General features: G+C 47.7%; 15 protein-coding genes. 10 read left to right on the top strand and 5 right to left on the bottom strand.

The genetic code is table 11. The annotated features are described in order from the left end of the window. Positions 1-587: 587 nt before the first annotated feature. The gene (locus tag OXH39_20030; GenBank protein MCY3552753.1) at positions 588-3545 is read right to left on the bottom strand and encodes a sigma-70 family RNA polymerase sigma factor; all 2958 of its coding nucleotides are present in this window, start codon (positions 3543-3545) and stop codon (positions 588-590) included. 189 nt (positions 3546-3734) lie between these two features. Between OXH39_20030 and OXH39_20025 the strand changes: the two genes are divergently transcribed. Beyond that, the gene (locus tag OXH39_20025) at positions 3735-4376 is read left to right on the top strand and encodes an MOSC domain-containing protein (GenBank protein MCY3552752.1); all 642 of its coding nucleotides are present in this window, start codon (positions 3735-3737) and stop codon (positions 4374-4376) included. After that, on the top strand, positions 4373-5104 hold the full coding sequence (locus OXH39_20020; protein MCY3552751.1) for a glucosamine-6-phosphate deaminase: 732 nt from the start codon (positions 4373-4375) through the stop codon (positions 5102-5104). Before OXH39_20025 ends, OXH39_20020 begins: the two co-directional genes overlap by 4 nt. 29 nt (positions 5105-5133) lie before the next feature. Here the strand turns inward: OXH39_20020 and OXH39_20015 are convergent, their stop codons facing one another. Further along, a complete protein-coding gene (locus OXH39_20015) occupies positions 5134-5862 on the bottom strand; it encodes a hypothetical protein (GenBank protein ID MCY3552750.1) in 729 nt (242 codons plus the stop codon). Positions 5863-6240: 378 nt separating this feature from the next. Here OXH39_20015 and OXH39_20010 point away from each other — a divergent pair, with 378 nt between their 5' ends. The 5 genes from OXH39_20010 to OXH39_19990 all read left to right on the top strand — a co-directional run bounded on the left by OXH39_20010 (position 6241) and on the right by OXH39_19990 (position 10605). Further along, a complete protein-coding gene (locus tag OXH39_20010) occupies positions 6241-6873 on the top strand; it encodes a hypothetical protein (GenBank protein ID MCY3552749.1) in 633 nt (210 codons plus the stop codon). 181 nt (positions 6874-7054) lie between these two features. Next, positions 7055-7366, top strand: a complete 312-nt coding sequence (locus tag OXH39_20005; protein ID MCY3552748.1) for a hypothetical protein — start codon at positions 7055-7057, stop codon at positions 7364-7366. A 346-nt stretch (positions 7367-7712) separates the two neighbouring features. Next, on the top strand, positions 7713-8774 hold the full coding sequence (locus tag OXH39_20000; GenBank protein ID MCY3552747.1) for a Gfo/Idh/MocA family oxidoreductase: 1062 nt from the start codon (positions 7713-7715) through the stop codon (positions 8772-8774). A 20-nt stretch (positions 8775-8794) separates the two neighbouring features. Continuing rightward, positions 8795-9682: a phytanoyl-CoA dioxygenase family protein gene (locus tag OXH39_19995; protein ID MCY3552746.1), complete on the top strand. Its 888-nt coding sequence runs from the start codon at positions 8795-8797 to the stop codon at positions 9680-9682. 155 nt (positions 9683-9837) lie between these two features. Continuing rightward, positions 9838-10605: a LamG domain-containing protein gene (locus OXH39_19990; protein MCY3552745.1), complete on the top strand. Its 768-nt coding sequence runs from the start codon at positions 9838-9840 to the stop codon at positions 10603-10605. A 128-nt stretch (positions 10606-10733) separates the two neighbouring features. Here OXH39_19990 and OXH39_19985 read toward each other — a convergent pair whose 3' ends face one another. The 3 genes from OXH39_19985 to OXH39_19975 form a co-directional block, all read right to left on the bottom strand. Beyond that, positions 10734-11768, bottom strand: a complete 1035-nt coding sequence (locus OXH39_19985; GenBank protein MCY3552744.1) for a Gfo/Idh/MocA family oxidoreductase — start codon at positions 11766-11768, stop codon at positions 10734-10736. A 118-nt stretch (positions 11769-11886) separates the two neighbouring features. Further along, complete coding sequence (locus tag OXH39_19980) at positions 11887-13047, bottom strand: Gfo/Idh/MocA family oxidoreductase (protein ID MCY3552743.1); 1161 nt, start codon at positions 13045-13047, stop codon at positions 11887-11889. A gap of 124 nt (positions 13048-13171) precedes the next feature. After that, entirely contained in the window at positions 13172-14221 is a 1050-nt protein-coding gene (locus tag OXH39_19975; protein MCY3552742.1) for a sugar phosphate isomerase/epimerase, read from the bottom strand. 149 nt (positions 14222-14370) lie between these two features. On the opposite strand from OXH39_19975, the gene OXH39_19970 reads away from it, so the two are divergent. The 3 genes from OXH39_19970 to OXH39_19960 all read left to right on the top strand — a co-directional run bounded on the left by OXH39_19970 (position 14371) and on the right by OXH39_19960 (position 19698). Continuing rightward, entirely contained in the window at positions 14371-15261 is an 891-nt protein-coding gene (locus OXH39_19970) for an ABC transporter ATP-binding protein (protein MCY3552741.1), read from the top strand. A 23-nt stretch (positions 15262-15284) separates the two neighbouring features. Then, positions 15285-16091, top strand: a complete 807-nt coding sequence (locus OXH39_19965; GenBank protein MCY3552740.1) for an ABC transporter permease — start codon at positions 15285-15287, stop codon at positions 16089-16091. 340 nt (positions 16092-16431) lie between these two features. Beyond that, positions 16432-19698 carry a PDZ domain-containing protein gene (locus tag OXH39_19960; GenBank protein MCY3552739.1) on the top strand — a complete coding sequence of 1089 codons (3267 nt, stop codon included), beginning with the start codon at positions 16432-16434 and terminating at the stop codon, positions 19696-19698. Positions 19699-19748: the final 50 nt, after the last annotated feature.

Below are 19748 nucleotides of genomic sequence, written 5' to 3'. Positions count from 1 at the left end.
GGTGTACGAGTTGTGCATCTTCGGTTTTCATCAAATTTCTCCTACGTAGAATACAACAGCGTGATTTTAACGCGCGACGATCGGACTGCTGTTACTATTAATGACGCGATTTAAAAGACAGAATGGTGCATAAGAACAAAAAAGTTGAAGAAATTATATCACAACTACGCTAAAACGCGTCTCTTGACATAACGAAAAAGGAAATTTACCATTTGTTTTTGATGAACACGACGCTATTTTTTACATCGAACTCGCATTTTAACGCTGAATTAATAGTAAACCCATAATTACCTATACACTAACGCAAGGGCGAGGATACAATCCTCGCCAGCGGCGGTAGGGTGTTTGTTCCCTGACGACCTGTAAACATATTTTCGGGCTTTACTATAAAAACTCTTGTTGACGAGAAAACGGATTTTTCAGCAGAACGCGAAACAGCCAAACATACAAGGGACCTTCAATTCCCACAATAGTTTGGCTGTAACTGCAAAATAAAACTTAATTTTTTGTTTTTCGTTTTGATTTACTTTTTAGGCATAGTTAATCACTTGGTAATTCAGAAATTAACACCATCACGATACGCTTGCCTACCGTTCTTCTTCAAGAGGAACGTAGAACATCCCGCGATGTTTGGTGACGATATAAAGTCTATCGTCCTTAATAACCAGTGACTTGACACTATCTGGCACTTCTGGTGAGATCTTTTTCCATTCTTTGCTATTATTCAATCGATAGATGCCTTCGTCACCAGCACCGTAAACAGTTGCGGTATCCACAGCTATCTGATCAATGAGAGTGTGCTTTCCTACTTTATCGGTGATTGCATGCCAATGTTCACCGTCTTCTGATGTCAAAACGCCAGCGTCCGTAGCAACGTATACTATTGAACCCGCAAAGATTATATCATTGAAATGCTCAAAACGCAGTGGCAGATGTGAAGTTAAATCGTTCCATGTGCTACCACTGTCAAACGATTGAAAAAGACTTCCATCGCGTTTTCCGGCATAGACGGTCTCCTCTGAAACAGCAAGTTTGAAATCTCTCATCTCCTCTGAAACAGCAAGTTTGAAATCTCTCATAGAATTATCACTTTTATCTGCATCTACGAGTCCGGTGTTAAACCATTCCGATTCACCGCGTTTCCACCGGAAAAGCTGCTTCATGTAGTCCGCATAGAATGTTTCGCCGCTGACTGCAAACACGGTGGGAAATCGTTCAAATTGGAACATTTTATCTATCAAATCCTTTATATCTGTCCAATCCTTTATATCTGTGATGGAAGAAGCTCCTTCAAGGGCAGGTATCCCTTGGATAGGAACTAACACATTTCCATTCACTGAGAGGCGGAAGATGCGTAATTCATGCTTGGGGACTAAAACAGGTGCAGCACCATAAAGTACGTCGTCAACAATTGCTAATTTTGGAGAAATTAATCGGTTAGTACGGATGTCTTCCTCTATCGGTTTTAGTGTAAGTTCATCAGAACTCAAAGTGAGTTTTTTCCACGACTCGCTGCTATCGGTGGATTTGAAAACACCGGTGGATGTGCTCGTATAAAGTTCGTCCTTAAACCTCATTAAGTTGAATATGTTACTACTCACAATGCCATCCGTAAATGGATGCCACGATTCGCCACCATCGGTTGAGCGTGTAAGTTCAGAGGGTGTGCTTTTGAAGATAATATTCTCATCCACTGCTACGGCAGGAAATATACTCGAGGTCATTGGATCCGGATTGAAGCCAAATTCTGTCCACGTTTTTCCGCCATCGGTTGATCGGAAGCTTATCATACTTAACGCCAGAACAGCATTTCCGGTTGCCAAGACTTTAGCATTCGATGAAGCTTTCATCATGTACGAATTGCTTGTCGGTGTTATATCGGTCCATGAATCGCCCAAATCGGTTGAGTGGAAAATCTCCCATTTTCTGACATTGGTGTTGCTCTTAAATTCCTCCATAAGTTTTTCAAGGTGCGCTGTCCTCCCTTCCTCGGTGCCCAATTGAGAAAGATCGCGTCCTGTCCCGACATAGAGATTATTTCCAGAGACTGACAAAGAACGGATGGCTTTCGTGGTATCTATCAACAATTTCTCACATGTCCCTGAATGCAAGCGGTAGAGTCCCTTGTTTGTCCCGATAAACACAGTGTTTTCAATAGCAGCGACTGAGAAAACCACGCTATCTGCCACTTCATTGTTGAGCGGTGTCCACTGGTTACCCGCATCTGTAGATCGGAAAATGCCTTCATCTCGAAACGCAAGGTACAATGCATCATCCGTTATCACGAGTCCCCTAACGCGTCCTGTTGGACGCTCGCCAAGTTTTCTCCATGTTTCGCCTCTATCTTTTGACGCAAACACGCCGTTAGGAAAGACGAGATAGAGCGTATCGTTTCGTTCTGCTATTGGTATTCCGTAGTTGTCTACAGAAGCCTCTGAGGGGAGTGGACTCGCGAGTGTCCAGGCAGGTGCATCTGGTGGTAATCTGTAGATACCGATTCGCGAAATCGCATAGACATCCCCCCATGAACTTACCAATAAACTCGACACTGAGATCCTTTCTTTTGGACCACTTGCTTGTACCCACTGTCGTTTTGTTGACGGACGCGTCTCCTTTTCTATCTGTGCAGCGGCAAGCAGCACGGGTTCGGAAACTTGGGGACCGGCACTGCTGCTTTTACCGGTGCTATCGAAACGTCCCGCTTGATTCCGTAAATCCGGCTTTGCCTGTGTATCAAGAACGATGGGCGCATCAACAATTTCAACGGTTGCTTCTGATTGTGCGTTCAGGTTGTAGGGTTTCTGAAAACGAGCGAGGTGTTGTGAACCCACACCCATTATGAGAAAGATAAAAATGGCTGTTGTGGCTGAGATTGCCCACGGTATAAGTGGCTTACTGTTTGTAGGGGATACCGGTTTTATGGTAGCGATTCGCTGCATAATATTTTCGGTAAAAGTAGTGGGTAGATGTACGCTTCCGAGTGTTTCTTGAATCATGTTTTCATGCTCCTTTAGACGATTCCGTGCGCGTTGGAGACGGCTCTTAACCGTGTTTGGAGACACACCTAAGAATTCGCTAATCGCTTGGCATGTCATTTCTCCAAGGTAGTGGAGTGTTACGACTGTACGTTCGCTCTCCGGTAGCTTTTCCAAGAGACTGCTGATGTATCCGCGACGGTATTCAGCGGATGCCTCATTGCGTTGTTCATCTTCATAATGCCGATAAGATGATTCTTCTATCTCCTCTCCACTCGTGGTTTCCAAGGATTCCATCGGTGGCTTCTGCTTTCGGTGCCAGGCGATACAAAGCCGATCGGCAATTACATAGAGCCATCCAGCGAACTGGTTCGGATTCTTCAACGTTCCAAGTTTCTGGTATGCCTTGAGGAAAGTATCCTGTGTGAGTTCCTCGGCAATATGGAAATCGTCAACCTTCCGCCATACGAGCGCGTGAATGCTCTTCTGGTGTTTTTTCACCAGAAGAGTGAAGGCATTCTCGTCCCCTGACAAAAAGCGGTGTACGAGTTGTGCATCTTCGGTTTTCATCAAATTTCTCCTACGTAGGATACAGCTGCACGGTTTTAACGCGCGACCACCGCACTGCTGTTACTATTAATGACGCGTTTTAAAGAGCCAAAGGTTGCATGACGAGAAAAAAATATGAAAAATATATCGCGATGCTTCTAAATGTTTCGCTTGACATAACTCGGAAGAAGCAGTATACTAAAGCGTATCATGAAACTCTTATCCATAAATGTTTCAAAACCGAAGCCTATTCAATATGGCGGTAAGACTATCCAAACCGGTATTTTCAAGGAACCGGTGTCAGGCACTGTCATGCTCAGAGAGAAGAACATTGACGGTGATGGACAAGGCGATCTGCGGGTGCATGGTGGTACCTATAAAGCCATTTACGGATATCCGATTGAGCATTACGCCCATTGGCAGCAGGAATTACAAAGAGACGACTTGACGTACGGACAGTTCGGCGAAAATCTCACCGTTGAGGGTTTACTGGAAGCGTCTGTTCATATAGGCGATGTTTTTCAAATAGGTTCAACGGTGAAGTTACAGATTACGCAACCGCGTGTGCCGTGCTTTAAGCTTGCATACAAGATGGGACTACCGGAGTTCCCCAAACAGTTTTTAGAAAGTAGGCGCGTAGGCTTCTATTTTCGGGTGCTTGAAGAAGGCGAAATCACCGCTGGCGATGCGATTGCGCGCATTAAGGCCGCACCGGAACCGATGAGTGTCACGGAGATCGTCAATCTCCGTTATTTTGATAGGGACAATCATGAGAAAATCGCGCAAGCCAGAAAACTACCCGCCCTCTCACCGAGTTGGAAACGGGATTTCACGAAAATACTAAACGGATGAATATTTTTAAAGCAACCACCAAACGAGAAACGAGCGAAGCGGCGGCACACGTCGCCAGCACAAAGCTGCGCGAGGCACTTGATGCAAATGGAAGTGCGAGTTTTATTGTCGCTACGGGTGCATCACAATTTGACTTCCTTGCTGCACTCACCGCAGATGAAACGATTGACTGGGACAACACGACGATGTTCCATCTGGATGAATACATCGGCATCCCTGAGACGCATCCCGCAAGTTTTCGCAAATATCTGCGGGAACGCCTCGTGGACATTGTGCGTCCCGGAACGGTACATTTCCTGAACGGTGAAGCGGACGAACCGCAAGCCGAATGTGATCGACTCAATCGGATTATCTCGCAACATCAGATTGATGTCGCATTTGTAGGCATCGGCGAGAATGGACACCTCGCCTTCAACGATCCACCGGCAGATTTTGAAACAGAGGATCCTTACATCCTCGTTGAATTAGATGAGGCATGCCGTCTACAGCAGGTAGGTGAAGGCTGGTTCACTGGGCTTGACGCGGTGCCGACCCAAGCGATTTCAATGTCCATCCGCCAAATCATGAAGGCGCAGGCGATTATTTGCACTGTGCCGGATGAACGGAAAGCGGAGGCGGTTCGGAATTGCTTACACGGCGAAATAACACCGATGCACCCAGCCTCTATCTTACAGACACACGCAGATTGTACAGTGTTTCTGGACACTGGGTCGGCATCTCTGTTGTGAAGTAGAGTTGACAGTCCTGCCACTGGGAGTTAACGAACGGCTTTAATCTGTCCCCAAGTAACAGCGAGTTTGTCCTGTGGCGCAACGTCAAACGGAATCTGACCTAAGGCATAGAGAATTGAACGGTGGATGAGTTCCCAACCATCGTCTGTTACCTGCTCCCAACCTGTGGAGTGGGGCCAGATGTTAACATGTATCGCTTTCGTAGAGCCTTTAATCGTTTTCGCACCTTTTTCATAGACAGAGATGGCGACGAGATCGTCGTTGTCAGCGCGCACGGCTAATATATCAATATCACCTTCAAAACCGCTGCACGTCATGAGTGCTATCGCGGGTTTGCTGACTGTGATGTCGCCCTTGAAGCCTTCGGTTATCGGATGCTCAGTATCAACGATGGTGAGATCATCACCCGCATCAGAGTTGAATGTGCCGTCCGCAGCAAATCCCATATCATCATAAGTCCACGTCTCGGCATTGACCACCGGGACGGTTGAGTTTTTGTAAGCGTCCAAGATGTTGCCACTGGAGGTTGATTCTGAAATAAAGACGAGATCAATATCTGCGAGATTGACAGGATGTTTCGCCAAGTGCTGATGGGGTTCAACGACGTAACCCCACTCTTCGAGGTGCTCTATCAGTGGAGCATCCTTCGGATCGGGTTCACCGGAGCCAACGAGTACCAGTTTTTCACCCTCAGCGATAACAAAACCTACAGCGAAAAGTAGCGCGAAAATCGTTAAGAAAAAGTGGCGATACATGAGAATAATTATCCTCCTTTTGGATTAGAGTTTAGGAGTGTGGGGCATCTGCAGGCAACACTCTAAGCGTGTGGCAGATCCTCCCAAGGAATTTGATTGGATTTCAAATTAGGCTTAGATATACTCTATAGGAAGACACAAGACAAGTCAAGCACTTTGATTCGGCGGTTAGGGGCATTTAGTTTTCGGTTTTCTGGTTGATATTAACCCTCTAAATCCTCTTATCAGCGGACTTGATGCATTTCTCAGGAAAATTGAATGTCCCTGGACGGTTTTTGAAAAGATTGATGATTCATAGAATTTATGGTATACTTAAGGAGAACATTCTGAAATTGTTTTTGAAAAAACTTCTAGATGGGTGAAATTGAGTAGGAGTTCATGAAATTAACTCGTTATAATGATAATGTTTTTGTCAATTGTCCATTTGACATAGCTTACAAGCGTTTGCTTGATGCGATAATATTTGCCGTGCATGATTGTGGTTTTGTTGCCCGCTGTGCACTTGAGGAAGGGGACGCAAGTCAAGTTCGCATTGATAAGATTTATAACATCATTGAGGACTGCCGTTATGGTATTCATGACATATCCAGAACGGAATTAGACGAAACTTTGCGTCTTCCTCGGTTTAATATGCCCTTAGAGTTGGGAATTTTCTTCGGGGCGAAAAGATTCGGTGGAAGAAAACAGAAAAAAAAAAAATGCCTTGTAATGGATAGAGAACTACATCGGCATCAAAAATTTATTTCGGATATTGCTGGTCAGGACGTTCCTGCTCATAATGACAGTTCTGAAAAAGTTGTAAGGATTGTTCGGGATTGGCTTAGTACCGCATCAGGGCGTCGGACCATTCCAGGTGGAAGCATTATTTGGAGACGTTACCAGAGTTTTTTGAACGATTTACCTCAAGTCGCTCAAGAACTTCGTCTAGAAGTTGAAGACCTTGAGGATTTCAATAATTATATTCTCGTTGTTGCTGGATGGCTGAGTCTTCATCCAAGCTACGAATTGTAAACGTGAGTTTGAAAAAAGTTTTCACCCGTAGCCTCCTCTGTTAGTTTTGGCAAAACGGCACAAACTAACAGTTTATGCTACAATAATACCGCTTTTTTTACCTATGAAAAATGTTTAGAGCGAACTCACATTTTATTATCAAACTCACGTAATTGTAACATACTCAATGGAGGTAATTAGAATGTCAAAACAAAGAATTGTCAAATACCCACCCAAACGTGGACAACTCTCAAAGTCTGAGGTTGAACGGGCAGTAAAGAAGGTTTTTGAGGCTAGAGGAGTCCCTATAGAACCCAAACGTGATACGTATAAATATCACCTGAAGCGTGGTAACAAAGTTATCCGTAGCGGGATTACTAACGACATAGATCGGCGTGAAAGAGAGCACCAGCGGAACCTCGGAAATGACGTTCATATTCAGCAAGTTGGAAGGCGTACCACGCGAGAAGGTGCTAAGGAATGGGAAAAGAAGCAGAGAGGTGGGACTCCTTAATTTTAAACCTTTCTGTCTCGCTCAAAAAGGTTTTCCCTTAGATAATTTGAGGTCTAAGAATCAGTCGGCTTGATACAGCCAAAAGGCAGGAAAATGCCTGCCTTTTTCTTTTCTGTATTTGTCAAGTTCAATTTATATTGTCGGCATTTATCTCGGGCAGTGTAGTTTTGAGTTTCTGACGATTCTATGGAATAAATCGCGATCTGGAAGTTGATCCTATAGGAGATTCTTGAAGACACAGAGATTGTTCCTATTAACTGAATGACTCTAATTTAGTGGTAAGTTGCAATTTAGAGGTCACTCCCACGGTTTGTTCAAAGCAGGTTTACGGAAATGGAGGGTGTGAATGAAGAAAGATGCAGTTAAAGTTGGAATCATTGGTGTCGGCGGAACGATCAGCAGCACAACTGTGATTCTCAACGGAGAACCGAATGTCCAACTCGTCGCTTTGGCAGACCCGGATGCCGACCGTCGGAAAAGGGTCTTGGGCGACATTAAAGGTGTCCGCGTTTTTGATGATTACAAGCAGATGTTCGACGCGTGTGATTTAGACGCTGTCTGCATTGGGCTTCCGACATGGATGCACGCTCCCGTTTCACTGGAAGCGGTGGAGCGCGGGATGCATGTGCTCTGTGAGAAACCTCCCTCAAACGATGCAGCGGAGTTAATACCCGTCACGCAACTTGCCGCAAGCAAAGGCTTGGTCTATATGTTTGTTCGGCAATCTCGGTTCACAGCACAGTTGACGGAAGGACGTAGACTGGTACAAGCAGGAGAACTCGGCGACGTATACTATGCTGAAACTCGGTGGATACGTACACGCTGGTGTTCTGCCCGCGGATGGCGACACGATAAAGCAAAGGGTGGCGGGGTGCTACTTGATCTCGGTATCCACGCCATTGACAACGTCTGGTTTATGATGGGGTGCCCCCGTCCTACAGAGGCAATGGCTGGGTTATATTGCAACTTCTCCCATCTCGCACCCCCTGAGCAGACCTATACCGCAGATGATGCCGCGTGTGGATTTGTACGGTTTGAGAATGGATGCACCCTGCATTTTGCTGTTGCATTTTCGCTGAATACTACAAACCGGCATGCTCCAGCAAAAGGGAGCGATTTGGTCAAAAGCGAGGTTCAGGAGTTCCATCTTTACGGCACGAAAGCAGGGCTGGAAAATGGGAAAATACTGGTTGGAACACCGGACGGTGTTAAGGTCAAACCTATGAAACCGGCACCACAAAAGGCAGATGATATAACGCTTCAGGCACAAGAATTCATCCGAGCGATTCGGGAGGGAGATGAACCCCTCAATCCCGGTTCAGAGGCGGTGATGTTGATGCAGATGCTCGATGCATCAATGAAATCCAGCGAAATTGGCAGTGCCGTTGCGATTCCGCCAATTTCATAGTTCAAAATGGAGAAGTAGTAATGTCTGGACAACATGATCAGATCGGACTCACAGCGCAGCAGAAGCAGCAATTTCATGATGACGGCTTCCTATTTGTCCGAAATGTACTGCCAAACGAGGCACTTCAACCTTTGATTGATGAATTGGCGCAAAAGGTTGATGATGGAACGCAGGCAGCAGTCAAACACGGGATCCTTGATCCGTCGGACACTTATGATGATGAACCTTTTGACAAGAGATTGGGGATGGTATCAAGTGCCTGTTCCGATCCGGACTGGATTTGGAGCAACTATTTCCGCGACCAGAAGATTCGGACCGCCGGAATGTTCACGCTCCGAACGGCACCTACGCTCCTTGATGTCGTCGCATCTCTTATTGGTGATGAGATTTTGGCACATCCACAGTTTAATTACCGTGCCAAGCTGCCGAACCAAGATGTTACGGTCATCCCGTGGCATCAGGACTTGGCGTATCTCATCCCGGAAGAAGCCGGTGAAACATTGGTGGTGAATGTCTGGCTCCCGCTCATTCAGGCGACTGAAGAGAATGGGTGCATGCAAGTTATCCGAGGTTCACATCTTTTCAATCTGATTGACCACAACTATCAGGATCCAACACCCGGGCACACCGGCGGCAGGGGAATTAGCGATGTGGAATTACCGCCCGGTGACATCGTCACCGCTGAACTGGATGGAGGGGATGTCTTACTAACGAGTGAACGGGTTGTGCATCGTGGTCTTCCGAACCGCTCCAACACCGTCCGTTGGAGTGTTGATACGCGCTACAGTCAAATCGGTTTGCCCACAGGTCGTGCCTCCGTTCCGGGTTTTGTCGCTCGGAGTCGGGTAAACCCTGAGAGCATTGCGAAGTCTCATCACGACTGGAATCGCCTGTTCGCGTCGAATTGATGATTTATGAACGCATTATCCACAAGTCTTTTAGGCAGAAACACTTTGGATGGTCACAAAATCTTGACATTCCCGAATTTTTGTGTTATTCTAAGTAGGTATGAAATTAGCTAAAAGAACATCACTTACATCTACCTTAGAGGAGGTAGTTTATCATGATGTATCGAATAGGACTGTCCTTTCTGATTTTCGCTGGATTGGTGCTGATACCCTTCAATGCGACAGCGTTGGATCTAAAGGATAAGGAGCTGCTGCTCTACCTTTCTTTTAACGAAGGCAAGGGAAAAGCGATGGAAGATCTTTCCCCACACGGAAACGACGCAGAACTCGTCGGTGATGGGGATTGGGTTGATGGTAAATTCGGAAAAGCCATGGAATTTGGTCAAGCGGGAGAGGTCAAAGCTCCATATATTGAACTCAACGAAAAGAGTTTTACAGTGACGATGTGGGTTAAGCCAGCACTCAGTGGTGCAGACCAGCAGTGTGTTTTCACACAAACACAGGTCAACGCGCAGAATACAAGCTTGCACTATCGTATCTACAATAGTGGCACCGTTCGCATGGGGTTTTATGCCAATGACCTTGACGCACCTGCTGCAGTCAAAGCCGACAAATGGGCACATATCACGTTCTGGCTGGATGTAAAAGGCAAATCCCGACAGATTTACATTGACGGTAAATCTGTGGTAGAGGACGCAGGCAAAGCTGGGATTGAGTACCTTGGAACGGCAGGCGATACGATGATCGGCTCGTGGGGCGCGACCGGACAAAAGTTCAATGGGATCATTGATGAGGTAACGGTATGGGATCGCGCTTTGTCGGAAGACGATATTGCGCGGAGCATGGAAGACCTAACTGCTTTGCCTGTAGATCCCGCGGATAAACTCGCAACCACTTGGGCAAGTGTCAAAGCGTGGCGTTAGATCCCAATTTTCGTTAATCTATCCGTCATATTTCAACACGTGTTAAGATGTAGTGGTGCATCAAACGCACCACTACGTAACTTCCTTCCATATAGACACTTACAACCACACCTACTTTTTCAGATTCGCTATATTGAACCGTCCCCGAACTTCTTCTGAAACAGCGATACCGTATTGTGGTCAGGGTGGTTCGGAAGTTCAGCGGGTGCTTCCCATTCTTCGGGAACATCCGTTAATTTCACGGGCTTACCATCATTTTCCAGAACAGATCTCCAACCTGCGAGGAAAACGTTCGTTTTGTGCAAAATCTGTTCAAAGGTCTGTGGCATCTCGTTGTGGAGTGCCATGTTCTGAAACGCCCAAATCGTCGGCACCCAGACCTCCGTTTTGTCAAACGGATAACCGGTGCCGGTGTGGATTCTAAAATTCTCACCGCCATAGGCTTCTTGTGTATGAATCTGTACCGTGCCCCAAGAACCACTCACCTGATGGAGTGTCCCGTAGAATTGTCGTCCCTCGCTGTCAACATGCTCTAAAGTGATAACCCCAGGCGGACTATGCCAACTGTCCGCTCGATATCCGACGGATACAACTGGGTTTCCCGCTTCTGCGAGTGCTTTGCATACCATGTAGACACCGTGAATACCGTGGGTCGGGTAGTCATCAAACGAGTTGGTCGCTGTATAGCAGACGATTTGTTTATCGGTTGCCCACGCCTTCGCACGTGAGATAGCATCGTTGTGTTCATGGCTTGATGGCGCAAGGATGGTCGCACCGTGCTTTTCCGCGAGTTCAATCATTTGCTGCGCTTTAGCGAGGGAGTTCGCAAACGGGCGGTTAATCAGGTTTGGCAGCCCAGCCTCCAGATACGGTTCATGGAGGATGTGGTTCCACGGGTGGTTGTAGTAGCCGCCTGAGATTATGCCGTCCACCTTACCCAACATGTCATCGAAGTTCTTGACGGCTGTACAACCGTAAGTCTCGGCAATCGCTTGTGCCTCCTCGTATTCAATATCCCAGCAGTGCGTGATTCGCATTCCTGTGAATGGGGTATCTTTCTCTCCAGCACGCGGATTGATATGTGGTGCCCATAGCGGCATGTGCGAGTACGATGCAACGTTCAGAAATCCAACGCGGAAAGGTTCTGTGTTAGGTGCTTGCATAACTATCTCCTTTTGAATAGTCGTCAGCAGTCGGAAACCATCGGCTTTCAGTAAGAGGTGTATGATACGCGTCGTAACCCTCTTTTCTGACTGCTGACTGCTGATGGCTGATGGCTATTTACATTGAAACCCAAGTCGAGCCGTTCTCACAAGATTCAACGGCTTTGTAAATGAACTGCATACCCCTCAATCCATCATAGACTGTCGGAAAATCATACGCCTCGGTTTCCATTGGGTCGCCGTCGATGTGCTGCCGAATGGCTTCAACAACACCTACATAAATTGTCGCGAATGCCTCTAAGTATCCTTCGGGATGTCCAGTCGGGATACGCGCGCCTGCCGCCGCTGCATCGGAGAGGTAGCCCTGACCGCGGGTAAGCGTCTGCCTCGGTTCACCGTAGCGATAAAGTTCAAGATAGTTCGGATTCTCCTGTGCCCATTTCACCGCGCCCTGTTCGGCGTAGACACGGAGCGTGAGGCCATTTTCCTCACCGGTGGCGATCTGACTAATGCTTAGAACGCCCTTTCCACCCCCCTTGAAACGGAGCAAAGCGTTGACATCTTCATCCAGTACCCTGTCAGGAAGGAAGGTGCTTTTGTCAGCACAGAGTTCAGTAATCGGATCGCCAGTGACGTATTCGAGTAGGTTAACGCAGTGCGTGCCAACATCGCCCATTGTGCCGCCGATACCTGACTGTGACGGATCCACACGCCATTCCGCTTGCTTCTGACCGAGTTTCTCGTGCGGCACCATCAGGAAATCCTGGAGGTATTCGACGATAACTTTACGGATTTGTCCCATTGAACCTTCAGCGAATAGGTCACGTGCATGCCGGACGAGTGGATGCCCCGTATAGTTGTGTGTCAATGCAAAGACAAGCCCTGAATCTTCGACAAGTTGGACAAGAGTCTCGGCTTCGTCAAGACTGTAAGTCATCGGCTTATCACAGACAACGTGGAAACCCGCCCCCAAAAAGGTCTTCGCGATGTCAAAGTGGGAGATGTTCGGCGTGACAATGCTCACAAAGTCAATACGTTCATTTTCGGGAAGCGCAGCCTCGGCTGCCGCCATCTCCGCGTAACTGTCGTAACAACGGTTTGTGTCAAGATACAGTTCTTCACCGGTGATTCGTGTGTTTTCCGGATCGCGTGAGAAGCATCCGGCGACGACTTCGATTTGCTGATCGAGCGTGGCAGCGATACGGTGAACGCCACCAATAAAGGCACCCTGTCCGCCGCCGACCATACCCATTCGTAATTTACGTTTCCAAGATTCCATAGTGATTCACTCCGATTTAGTTATCAGTTATCAGTTTGCCTCGCAGTGAGAGTATTCAGTTAAGATGCCTTCTGAGGCGTATTAGTCCTCTCTTTAACTGGAAACCGAGAACCAATGACTATCTTCAATTCAATCCAAGAATGTCTCGATTTCGTTCTACGTCCGTTTCACCGCCTGCGAAGTCATCGAAGGCGACATCGGTTGTTTCGATGATATGTTTAGCGATAAACGGTGCACCTTCTGCTGCGCCCTGCTCTGGGCTTTTGACACAACATTCCCATTCCAGCACCGCCCAACTGTCGTAGCCTGCCTCGGTCAACAGCGTAAACACCTGTGTGAAATCCACCTGTCCATCACCGAGCGAACGGAATCTCGCTGCACGACCCGCCCATGACTGATAACCGCCATAGACCCCAACCCGACCTGTCGGACGGAACTCGGCATCCTTAACATGAAATCCCTTGATGCGTTCCGCGTAAAGTCGGATGAAGTCGATATAGTCGAGTTGCTGAAGGAGAAAATGGCTCGGATCGTAGTTGAGACAGGCAGCGGGATGGTCGTCCGTGTAATCCAGGAACATCTCATACGTTGCACCATCGTAAATGTCCGAACCCGGGTGGAGTTCGTAGGCGAAGACCTGACCGTTCTCGTGTGCCAGATCCAGAAGTGGTCGCCACCGTGCAGCGAGTTCTTTGAACGCCTCTTCAATGATTCCATCGGGACGTTGGGGCCACGGATAGACGGTGTGCCACGCAAAACCGCCTGAAAGCACAGGAATGACATCCAGACCCATATTGACCGAAGCGTGGACGCATTTCGTCAATTCGCCTGCTGCCCATGCTGTTCTTTCGTCACCGCGCAAGCCGGGTGGATGGAACGCCTCAAACATGACTTCATAAGCGGGATGCACAGCCAGTACCTGACCAGCGAGGTAACCTGCTACTTCCGTGGCTTCAAGCCCCATTTCGTTGAGTGTTCCTTTGAATTCATCGCAATAGGTTTTCGACTCGGCAGCTTTCCCGATGTCAATGACACGGTCGTCCCAATTGGGGATTTGGACACCTTTGTACCCCAAGCTTGCAACCCATTTCCCAATATTTTCCATAGTATCGTATGGTGCCTCGTCCCGCATGAATTGGGCGAGGAAGATAGCTGGACCTTTGATTCTCGGCATTGTTCCTCCACTCTTTTCTTTCTGTAAGTTCCAAGAATATAAGAGATCTGAGTGTTATTACTAAGTGCTTCACTCTGTTTCAAATCGGCGAAAAATAAATTACCAAATGTTCACGAACTTTGGGTATAATATATAAGAGTGCCTGTGAAATGTCAAGAGTTTTGGAGACTACAAGTTTAGTGAAAGGGAAAAAGGTGGAGCAGACTATCTATGGATTAACTGTTCGCAAGGTAACGAAACATTTTCACCGAACCAAGCGGACAAATGGTAAGCTGCGTTTTCATCAAAAGATTCAGCAGATGTTCAAGCGAGAGAAAGAGGTTATCCGCGCAGTTGACGACATCTCCTTAGAGGTTAACATCGGGGAAATCTATGGTATTCTCGGTGCCAATGGCTCAGGAAAGTCAACCTTGATTCGTCTTATTTCAACGCTGCTGATCCCTGATGCAGGCAGTATTCACGTCTTTGGCGACGATGTTGTAACAGAGAGCCTGAAGGTGAGGCAGATAATGAATCGTGTGTCTGTTGAAGCCTCGTTCTTCAAACGCCTCTCTTCAACAGAAAATCTGATTTATGCCGCACGCCTTTACGGTATTCCGGCTGTCGAAGCCGAGCGAAAATCAAAGCAAATTTTAGAAAGACTCGGCTTTGACCCAGATCGGATGAACGAAGAAATGGAGCACCTGTCGCGCGGGATGCAACAGAAAGTCGCAATCGCACGCGCCCTACTCACCACGCCTATGCTCCTTCTGCTTGATGAACCGACAACAGGACTCGACCCCAAATCCAAGCGCGATGTGCAAGCCTTTATTGAGGAGATCCGCCAAGAACGGAATGCTGTCATCGTCCTAACGACACACGATATGGCGGAGGCTGAAAGATTGTGTGATAAGATCGCAATTATTGACAAAGGACGATTTATCGCTGAGGGGACCGTCGAAGAACTCATTGCCAACACACCATCAGAGAACGGAGACCTCGGAACATTGGAGGACGTTTTTATTGCCCTCACTGGAAAGCAGATCGAGGAGGAAGAGTAGTTTCTCACAAACTACACCCAAAAATGTTGAATCTTATACGTGAAACAGTTGTCTCTTACGCCTTTATTGAACGCAACTTTAATCTACTGAAGCGATATCTTAGTTGGGAAATTCTCTTTTTCAGTTACTCCATCGTCAATGCGCTGACGATTGGATTGATTATGGTCGGACGTGGCACCAGTAAAGATGTGCTTTACCTCGTCATTGGTGCATTAATCTGGGGATTTCTCTCCATTATGATGCGCGAGGTCAGCGACGCTATTACGTGGGAGAGATGGGAAGGCACGATCGAATATACCTTTATGGCACCCATCTATCGTATTACCCACCTTGTTGGGTCTTGTTTCTTTGCAATCCTATATGGACTCTTACGAACCGGTTTAGTTTTGGCGATAATGCCTTTCTTTTTCGGTGAACATATTGACTTAGGAAATGCAAATTGGCTAACGATGGTGGTCACTGTTGGCATCTCAAGTCTCTCTTTCATTGGGATTGGTTTGATGGCGGCGATCTTTCCATTACTTTCACCGGAAAAGGGACAAGCTGCAACAGGTATCATTCAATCAATGCTCCTCTTAGTCTCCGGTATCTATTATGAAATTGAGGTATTACCGGAATGGATCCAACCGATTTCCAAAATTTCGCCTGCCACCTATACGCTTAGATCCATTCGTGCAGCGATACTGGATAATGCTTCGATTGAAAGTCAACTGGGAAACCTATTTCTATTACTCATCATTGGTGTTCTACTCATTCCACTCGGATTTTGGGTTTTCCATTTGGGTGAAAAATATGCCAAACGCGTCGGTAGACTAAAGAGAAGTGGATAGGCTGTTATACCTATCTTGTATTTAAATTTGATGGGTGCGATTTCAAACCATACCATAACTGTCAATTTTAGAAAAATGAACCGTCTCGAGCCCAGGCCCGGTAGGTTCGGTTTGCAACTGAACCGGATTTACGCGGAAACCTTGAAGACTTCAAAACCTTCTTGAATCCCGTAGGGATGGTATCTGTATAGAAAAACGCAACCTCACAGACCCAAGCCCCGTAGGGGCGGCATTTGTAGGGACGTTCCTATAAAATACAGCGAAACATCCCTAAATTGACACCTATAAGTGCAATTTCAAACAATACCAGTAACCATAACTATTTAAAATGGAGGAGTCAATGTCAGGATATTATAGATTTCCGACAGTTTGTCGGGATACTATTGTTTTTGTATGTGAAGATGATTTATGGACGGTTCCCGTCGAAGGTGGGATCGCAAGACGACTCACGTCGAATCTCGGCGCGACAAGTTCGCCACGCTTATCACCGGATGGTGAACGACTTGCGTTCACGGGACGTGAAGAGGGACCGTCAGAAGTTTATGTGATGTCTGCGCTCGGTGGTGAGGCGAAGCGACTCACTTATCAGGGCGGCAATGCTGCTATTGTCGATTGGGACACCGATGGTAAGACGATTCTCTATTCAAGCAATGCTGGTCTGGCTTTTGATCCTTGGATATGGAAAATCTGTGCAGACGGGGGTGAACCGCAACGTCTGTCTTACGGTCCAGCGAATCATATTGATTTCAGTGATGCCGGCGGGGTTGTCCTCGGCAGATTGACACGAGAACCCGCACGCTGGAAACGCTACCGCGGCGGCACAGCAGGACAACTCTGGGTAGACATTGAAGGGGACGGACAGTTCCAGCCACTTACGCCTGTGGATAGTAATTTCACGACACCGATGTGGATCGGTGAACGTATCTATTTTATTTCGGACCATGAGGGGGTTGGCAATATCTACTCCTGTCTTCCTACCGGTGAGGACATTCAACGCCACACGCATCAGGATACCTACTACTGCCGTTCTGCACAAACAGATGGCACACGTATTGTCTATCATGCCGGTGCCGACCTGTTTGTTTATGAAATCGAAAACGGCACTGAAACCCGTGTTGATATCCAATTCCACAGTCCACGTATCCAGCGACAGCGGAAATTCGTCACTGCATCGCGCTACCTACAAGACTATGCTCCGACCCCAGACGGTCACGCCTTGGCACTGACAGTTCGAGGGAAACCCTTCACGATGGCAAATTGGGAGGGAGCGGTTCTCCAGCACGGCGAGCGTAGTGGAACCCGTTACCGCTTCACACAGTGGCTCAACGACGGGAAGCGTCTCGTTACCCTCTCTGATGCTGAAGGTGAAGAAGCACTTGAAATCCATACCCGCGATGGGAGTGCTGACATTGTTCGCCTTGACGCTCTTGACATCGGACATGTTCGACGGCTTACGGTTGCTCCCCAAACTGAAGATGACGAGAAGGATCAGTTGCTTCTTATCAATAACCGTCTTGAACTTTTGCATATCAATTTAGAGACACAAGAGATTCGGGTACTCGACAAAGGTCATTATCGCAACATCCAAGATGTCGCATGGTCGCCGGATGGTAAATGGTGCGCGTATAGTTTTGCAGCGACAGAAACCACCCGTTCAATCAAACTCTGCAGGATTGAAACAGGCGAGACATGGTTCGTCACGGATCCAGAATTCAACGATTTCGGTCCCGCATGGGATCCAGAGGGGAAGTATCTCTATTTTCTGTCTTATCGTGAGTTCAATCCGGTCTACGATGCACTCCACTTCGATCTTGGGTTTCCTACGGCAATGCGGCCATTGCTGGTGACCTTGCAGAAGACGTTGGGCAATCCGTTCGTGCCGGAGCCTCGTCCGCTTGAAGAGGAAAAGGAAGATAAAGACAAAGAGGATGAGGAGCAGGACGAAAAAGAGGAGGCATCTGAAGAAAAATCTGAGAAGAAGAAAGATAAACGTGAACCGATTACCATAGATTTGGAAGGTATTACACAACGCGTCGTCGCGTTTCCGTATCCGCATGGACGTTATGGGCAGATCGCTGGTATTGAAGGCAAAGCGATTTTTACGTCGTTTCCGGTCCAAGAAACACCATCGGATGATGATAGTAGTCCGAGAGGTGTACTCCATGCCTACGACTTCAAGGATCAGAAAAAGGAGACGCTTGTCTCCGGCATTAATGACTTTCAACTTTCGCGCGATGCGAAGACACTTGTTTATTCTACAGGAAGTCGGTTGCGCGTTCTCAAGGCTGGCAAAAAGGCTGAGGGAGAATCCAAATCCGAGAGCAGGGGTGGTCCGAGTCGGCAGACCGGTTGGATTGACCTGAATCGTATCAAAGCCTCCGTCGTTCCGACTGCTGAGTGGCATCAGATGTATCGAGAAGCGTGGCGGCTTCAGCGGGATTATTTCTGGACAGAGGATATGTCGGATGTCGATTGGGAGCATGTGTACCAACGCTATCTGCCGCTCCTTGAACGGATCGCGACACGCGGTGAATTTTCGGACTTGATGTGGGAGATGCAGGGAGAACTCGGCACCTCGCATGCGTATGAAATGGGTGGCGATTATCGGAGTTCACCGAATTACGCCCAGGGGTTTCTCGGTGCTGATTTTATCTACGATGCGGAGCGTAAGGGGTATCGCATCACGCACATCCCGCGCGGCGATGGCTGGGAGGTGACGAAGGATTCACCGCTCAATGCGCCGGGAATTAATATCCGAGAAGGGGATGTGTTGCTCGCTATCGCTGGACAGCGGGTCAGTGAAAATGTTTCGCCGGGTGAACTGCTCGTGAGCCTTGCGAATCAAGAGGTACAAGCTACATTCCGAGGTGCGGACGATGACGAGGAACGCGTCGTCACGCTCAAGATATTGGGCGGTGAAAACGAACTTCGGTATCGCGAGTGGGTGTCCAAAAATCGGCGATACGTCCATGAGAAAACGGATGGTAAGGTCGGGTATGTTCATATTCCTGACATGGGACGGCGTGGGTATGCAGAATTTCACCGCGGTTTTCTTGCGGAGGTGAGTTATCCCGGACTATTGGTTGACGTACGTTACAACGGCGGTGGTCATGTTTCGCAACTGCTTTTAGAGAAGTTGTCTCGCCGTCGCATTGGATATGACGTACCGCGATGGGGGACACCGCATCCCTACCCAGATGCTTCGGTCTTGGGTCCGATGGTGGCTGTCACCAACGAAAATGCTGGCTCCGATGGTGATATTTTCTCACACTGTTTCAAATTGATGGAGTTGGGTTTGCTTATCGGGAAGCGGACGTGGGGTGGTGTTATCGGTATCTCACCGCATCAGATGTTCGTGGATAGAGGTGGTACGACGCAACCGGAGTATTCCTTCTGGTTTGTTGATGTCGGCTGGAACGTTGAGAACTACGGCACGGATCCAGATATTGAGGTGGATTACCGTCCGCAAGACTATACCACAGAGAACGATCCGCAGCTCGACCGCGCGATTGAAGAACTCCTCCGTCAGATGGAGGAGAACCCACCGCAACTCCCCGATTTCGGTGAACGTCCGCGTTTAACATTGCCCACGTTGCCGAAAGCGTGATATATGAAACGTCGTTCTTGGAGAGGAATGTGTTTGTTGCAGGCACATTC

The sequence above is a fragment of the Candidatus Poribacteria bacterium genome (assembly GCA_026702755.1).
Taxonomy (GTDB): domain Bacteria; phylum Poribacteria; class WGA-4E; order WGA-4E; family WGA-3G; genus WGA-3G.
The sequence above is the reverse complement of the archived record's forward strand: the minus strand, read 5'-3'. Positions and strand labels throughout refer to the sequence as shown.

What these genes read in the sequence shown, in the direction of transcription:
- OXH39_20030 (MCY3552753.1), bottom strand. Translation starts at nt 3,545, where the DNA reads ATGAAAACCGAAGATGCACAACTCGTACACCGCTTTTTGTCAGGGGAC.
- OXH39_20015 (MCY3552750.1), bottom strand. Translation starts at nt 5,862, where the DNA reads ATGTATCGCCACTTTTTCTTAACGATTTTCGCGCTACTTTTCGCTGTA.
- OXH39_20010 (MCY3552749.1), top strand. Translation starts at nt 6,241, where the DNA reads ATGAAATTAACTCGTTATAATGATAATGTTTTTGTCAATTGTCCATTT.
- OXH39_20005 (MCY3552748.1), top strand. Translation starts at nt 7,055, where the DNA reads ATGTCAAAACAAAGAATTGTCAAATACCCACCCAAACGTGGACAACTC.
- OXH39_20025 (MCY3552752.1), top strand. Translation starts at nt 3,735, where the DNA reads ATGAAACTCTTATCCATAAATGTTTCAAAACCGAAGCCTATTCAATAT.
- OXH39_20020 (MCY3552751.1), top strand. Translation starts at nt 4,373, where the DNA reads ATGAATATTTTTAAAGCAACCACCAAACGAGAAACGAGCGAAGCGGCG.
- OXH39_20000 (MCY3552747.1), top strand. Translation starts at nt 7,713, where the DNA reads ATGAAGAAAGATGCAGTTAAAGTTGGAATCATTGGTGTCGGCGGAACG.
- OXH39_19960 (MCY3552739.1), top strand. Translation starts at nt 16,432, where the DNA reads ATGTCAGGATATTATAGATTTCCGACAGTTTGTCGGGATACTATTGTT.
- OXH39_19990 (MCY3552745.1), top strand. Translation starts at nt 9,838, where the DNA reads ATGATGTATCGAATAGGACTGTCCTTTCTGATTTTCGCTGGATTGGTG.
- OXH39_19985 (MCY3552744.1), bottom strand. Translation starts at nt 11,768, where the DNA reads ATGCAAGCACCTAACACAGAACCTTTCCGCGTTGGATTTCTGAACGTT.
- OXH39_19965 (MCY3552740.1), top strand. Translation starts at nt 15,285, where the DNA reads ATGTTGAATCTTATACGTGAAACAGTTGTCTCTTACGCCTTTATTGAA.
- OXH39_19995 (MCY3552746.1), top strand. Translation starts at nt 8,795, where the DNA reads ATGTCTGGACAACATGATCAGATCGGACTCACAGCGCAGCAGAAGCAG.
- OXH39_19980 (MCY3552743.1), bottom strand. Translation starts at nt 13,047, where the DNA reads ATGGAATCTTGGAAACGTAAATTACGAATGGGTATGGTCGGCGGCGGA.
- OXH39_19970 (MCY3552741.1), top strand. Translation starts at nt 14,371, where the DNA reads ATGTCAAGAGTTTTGGAGACTACAAGTTTAGTGAAAGGGAAAAAGGTG.
- OXH39_19975 (MCY3552742.1), bottom strand. Translation starts at nt 14,221, where the DNA reads ATGCCGAGAATCAAAGGTCCAGCTATCTTCCTCGCCCAATTCATGCGG.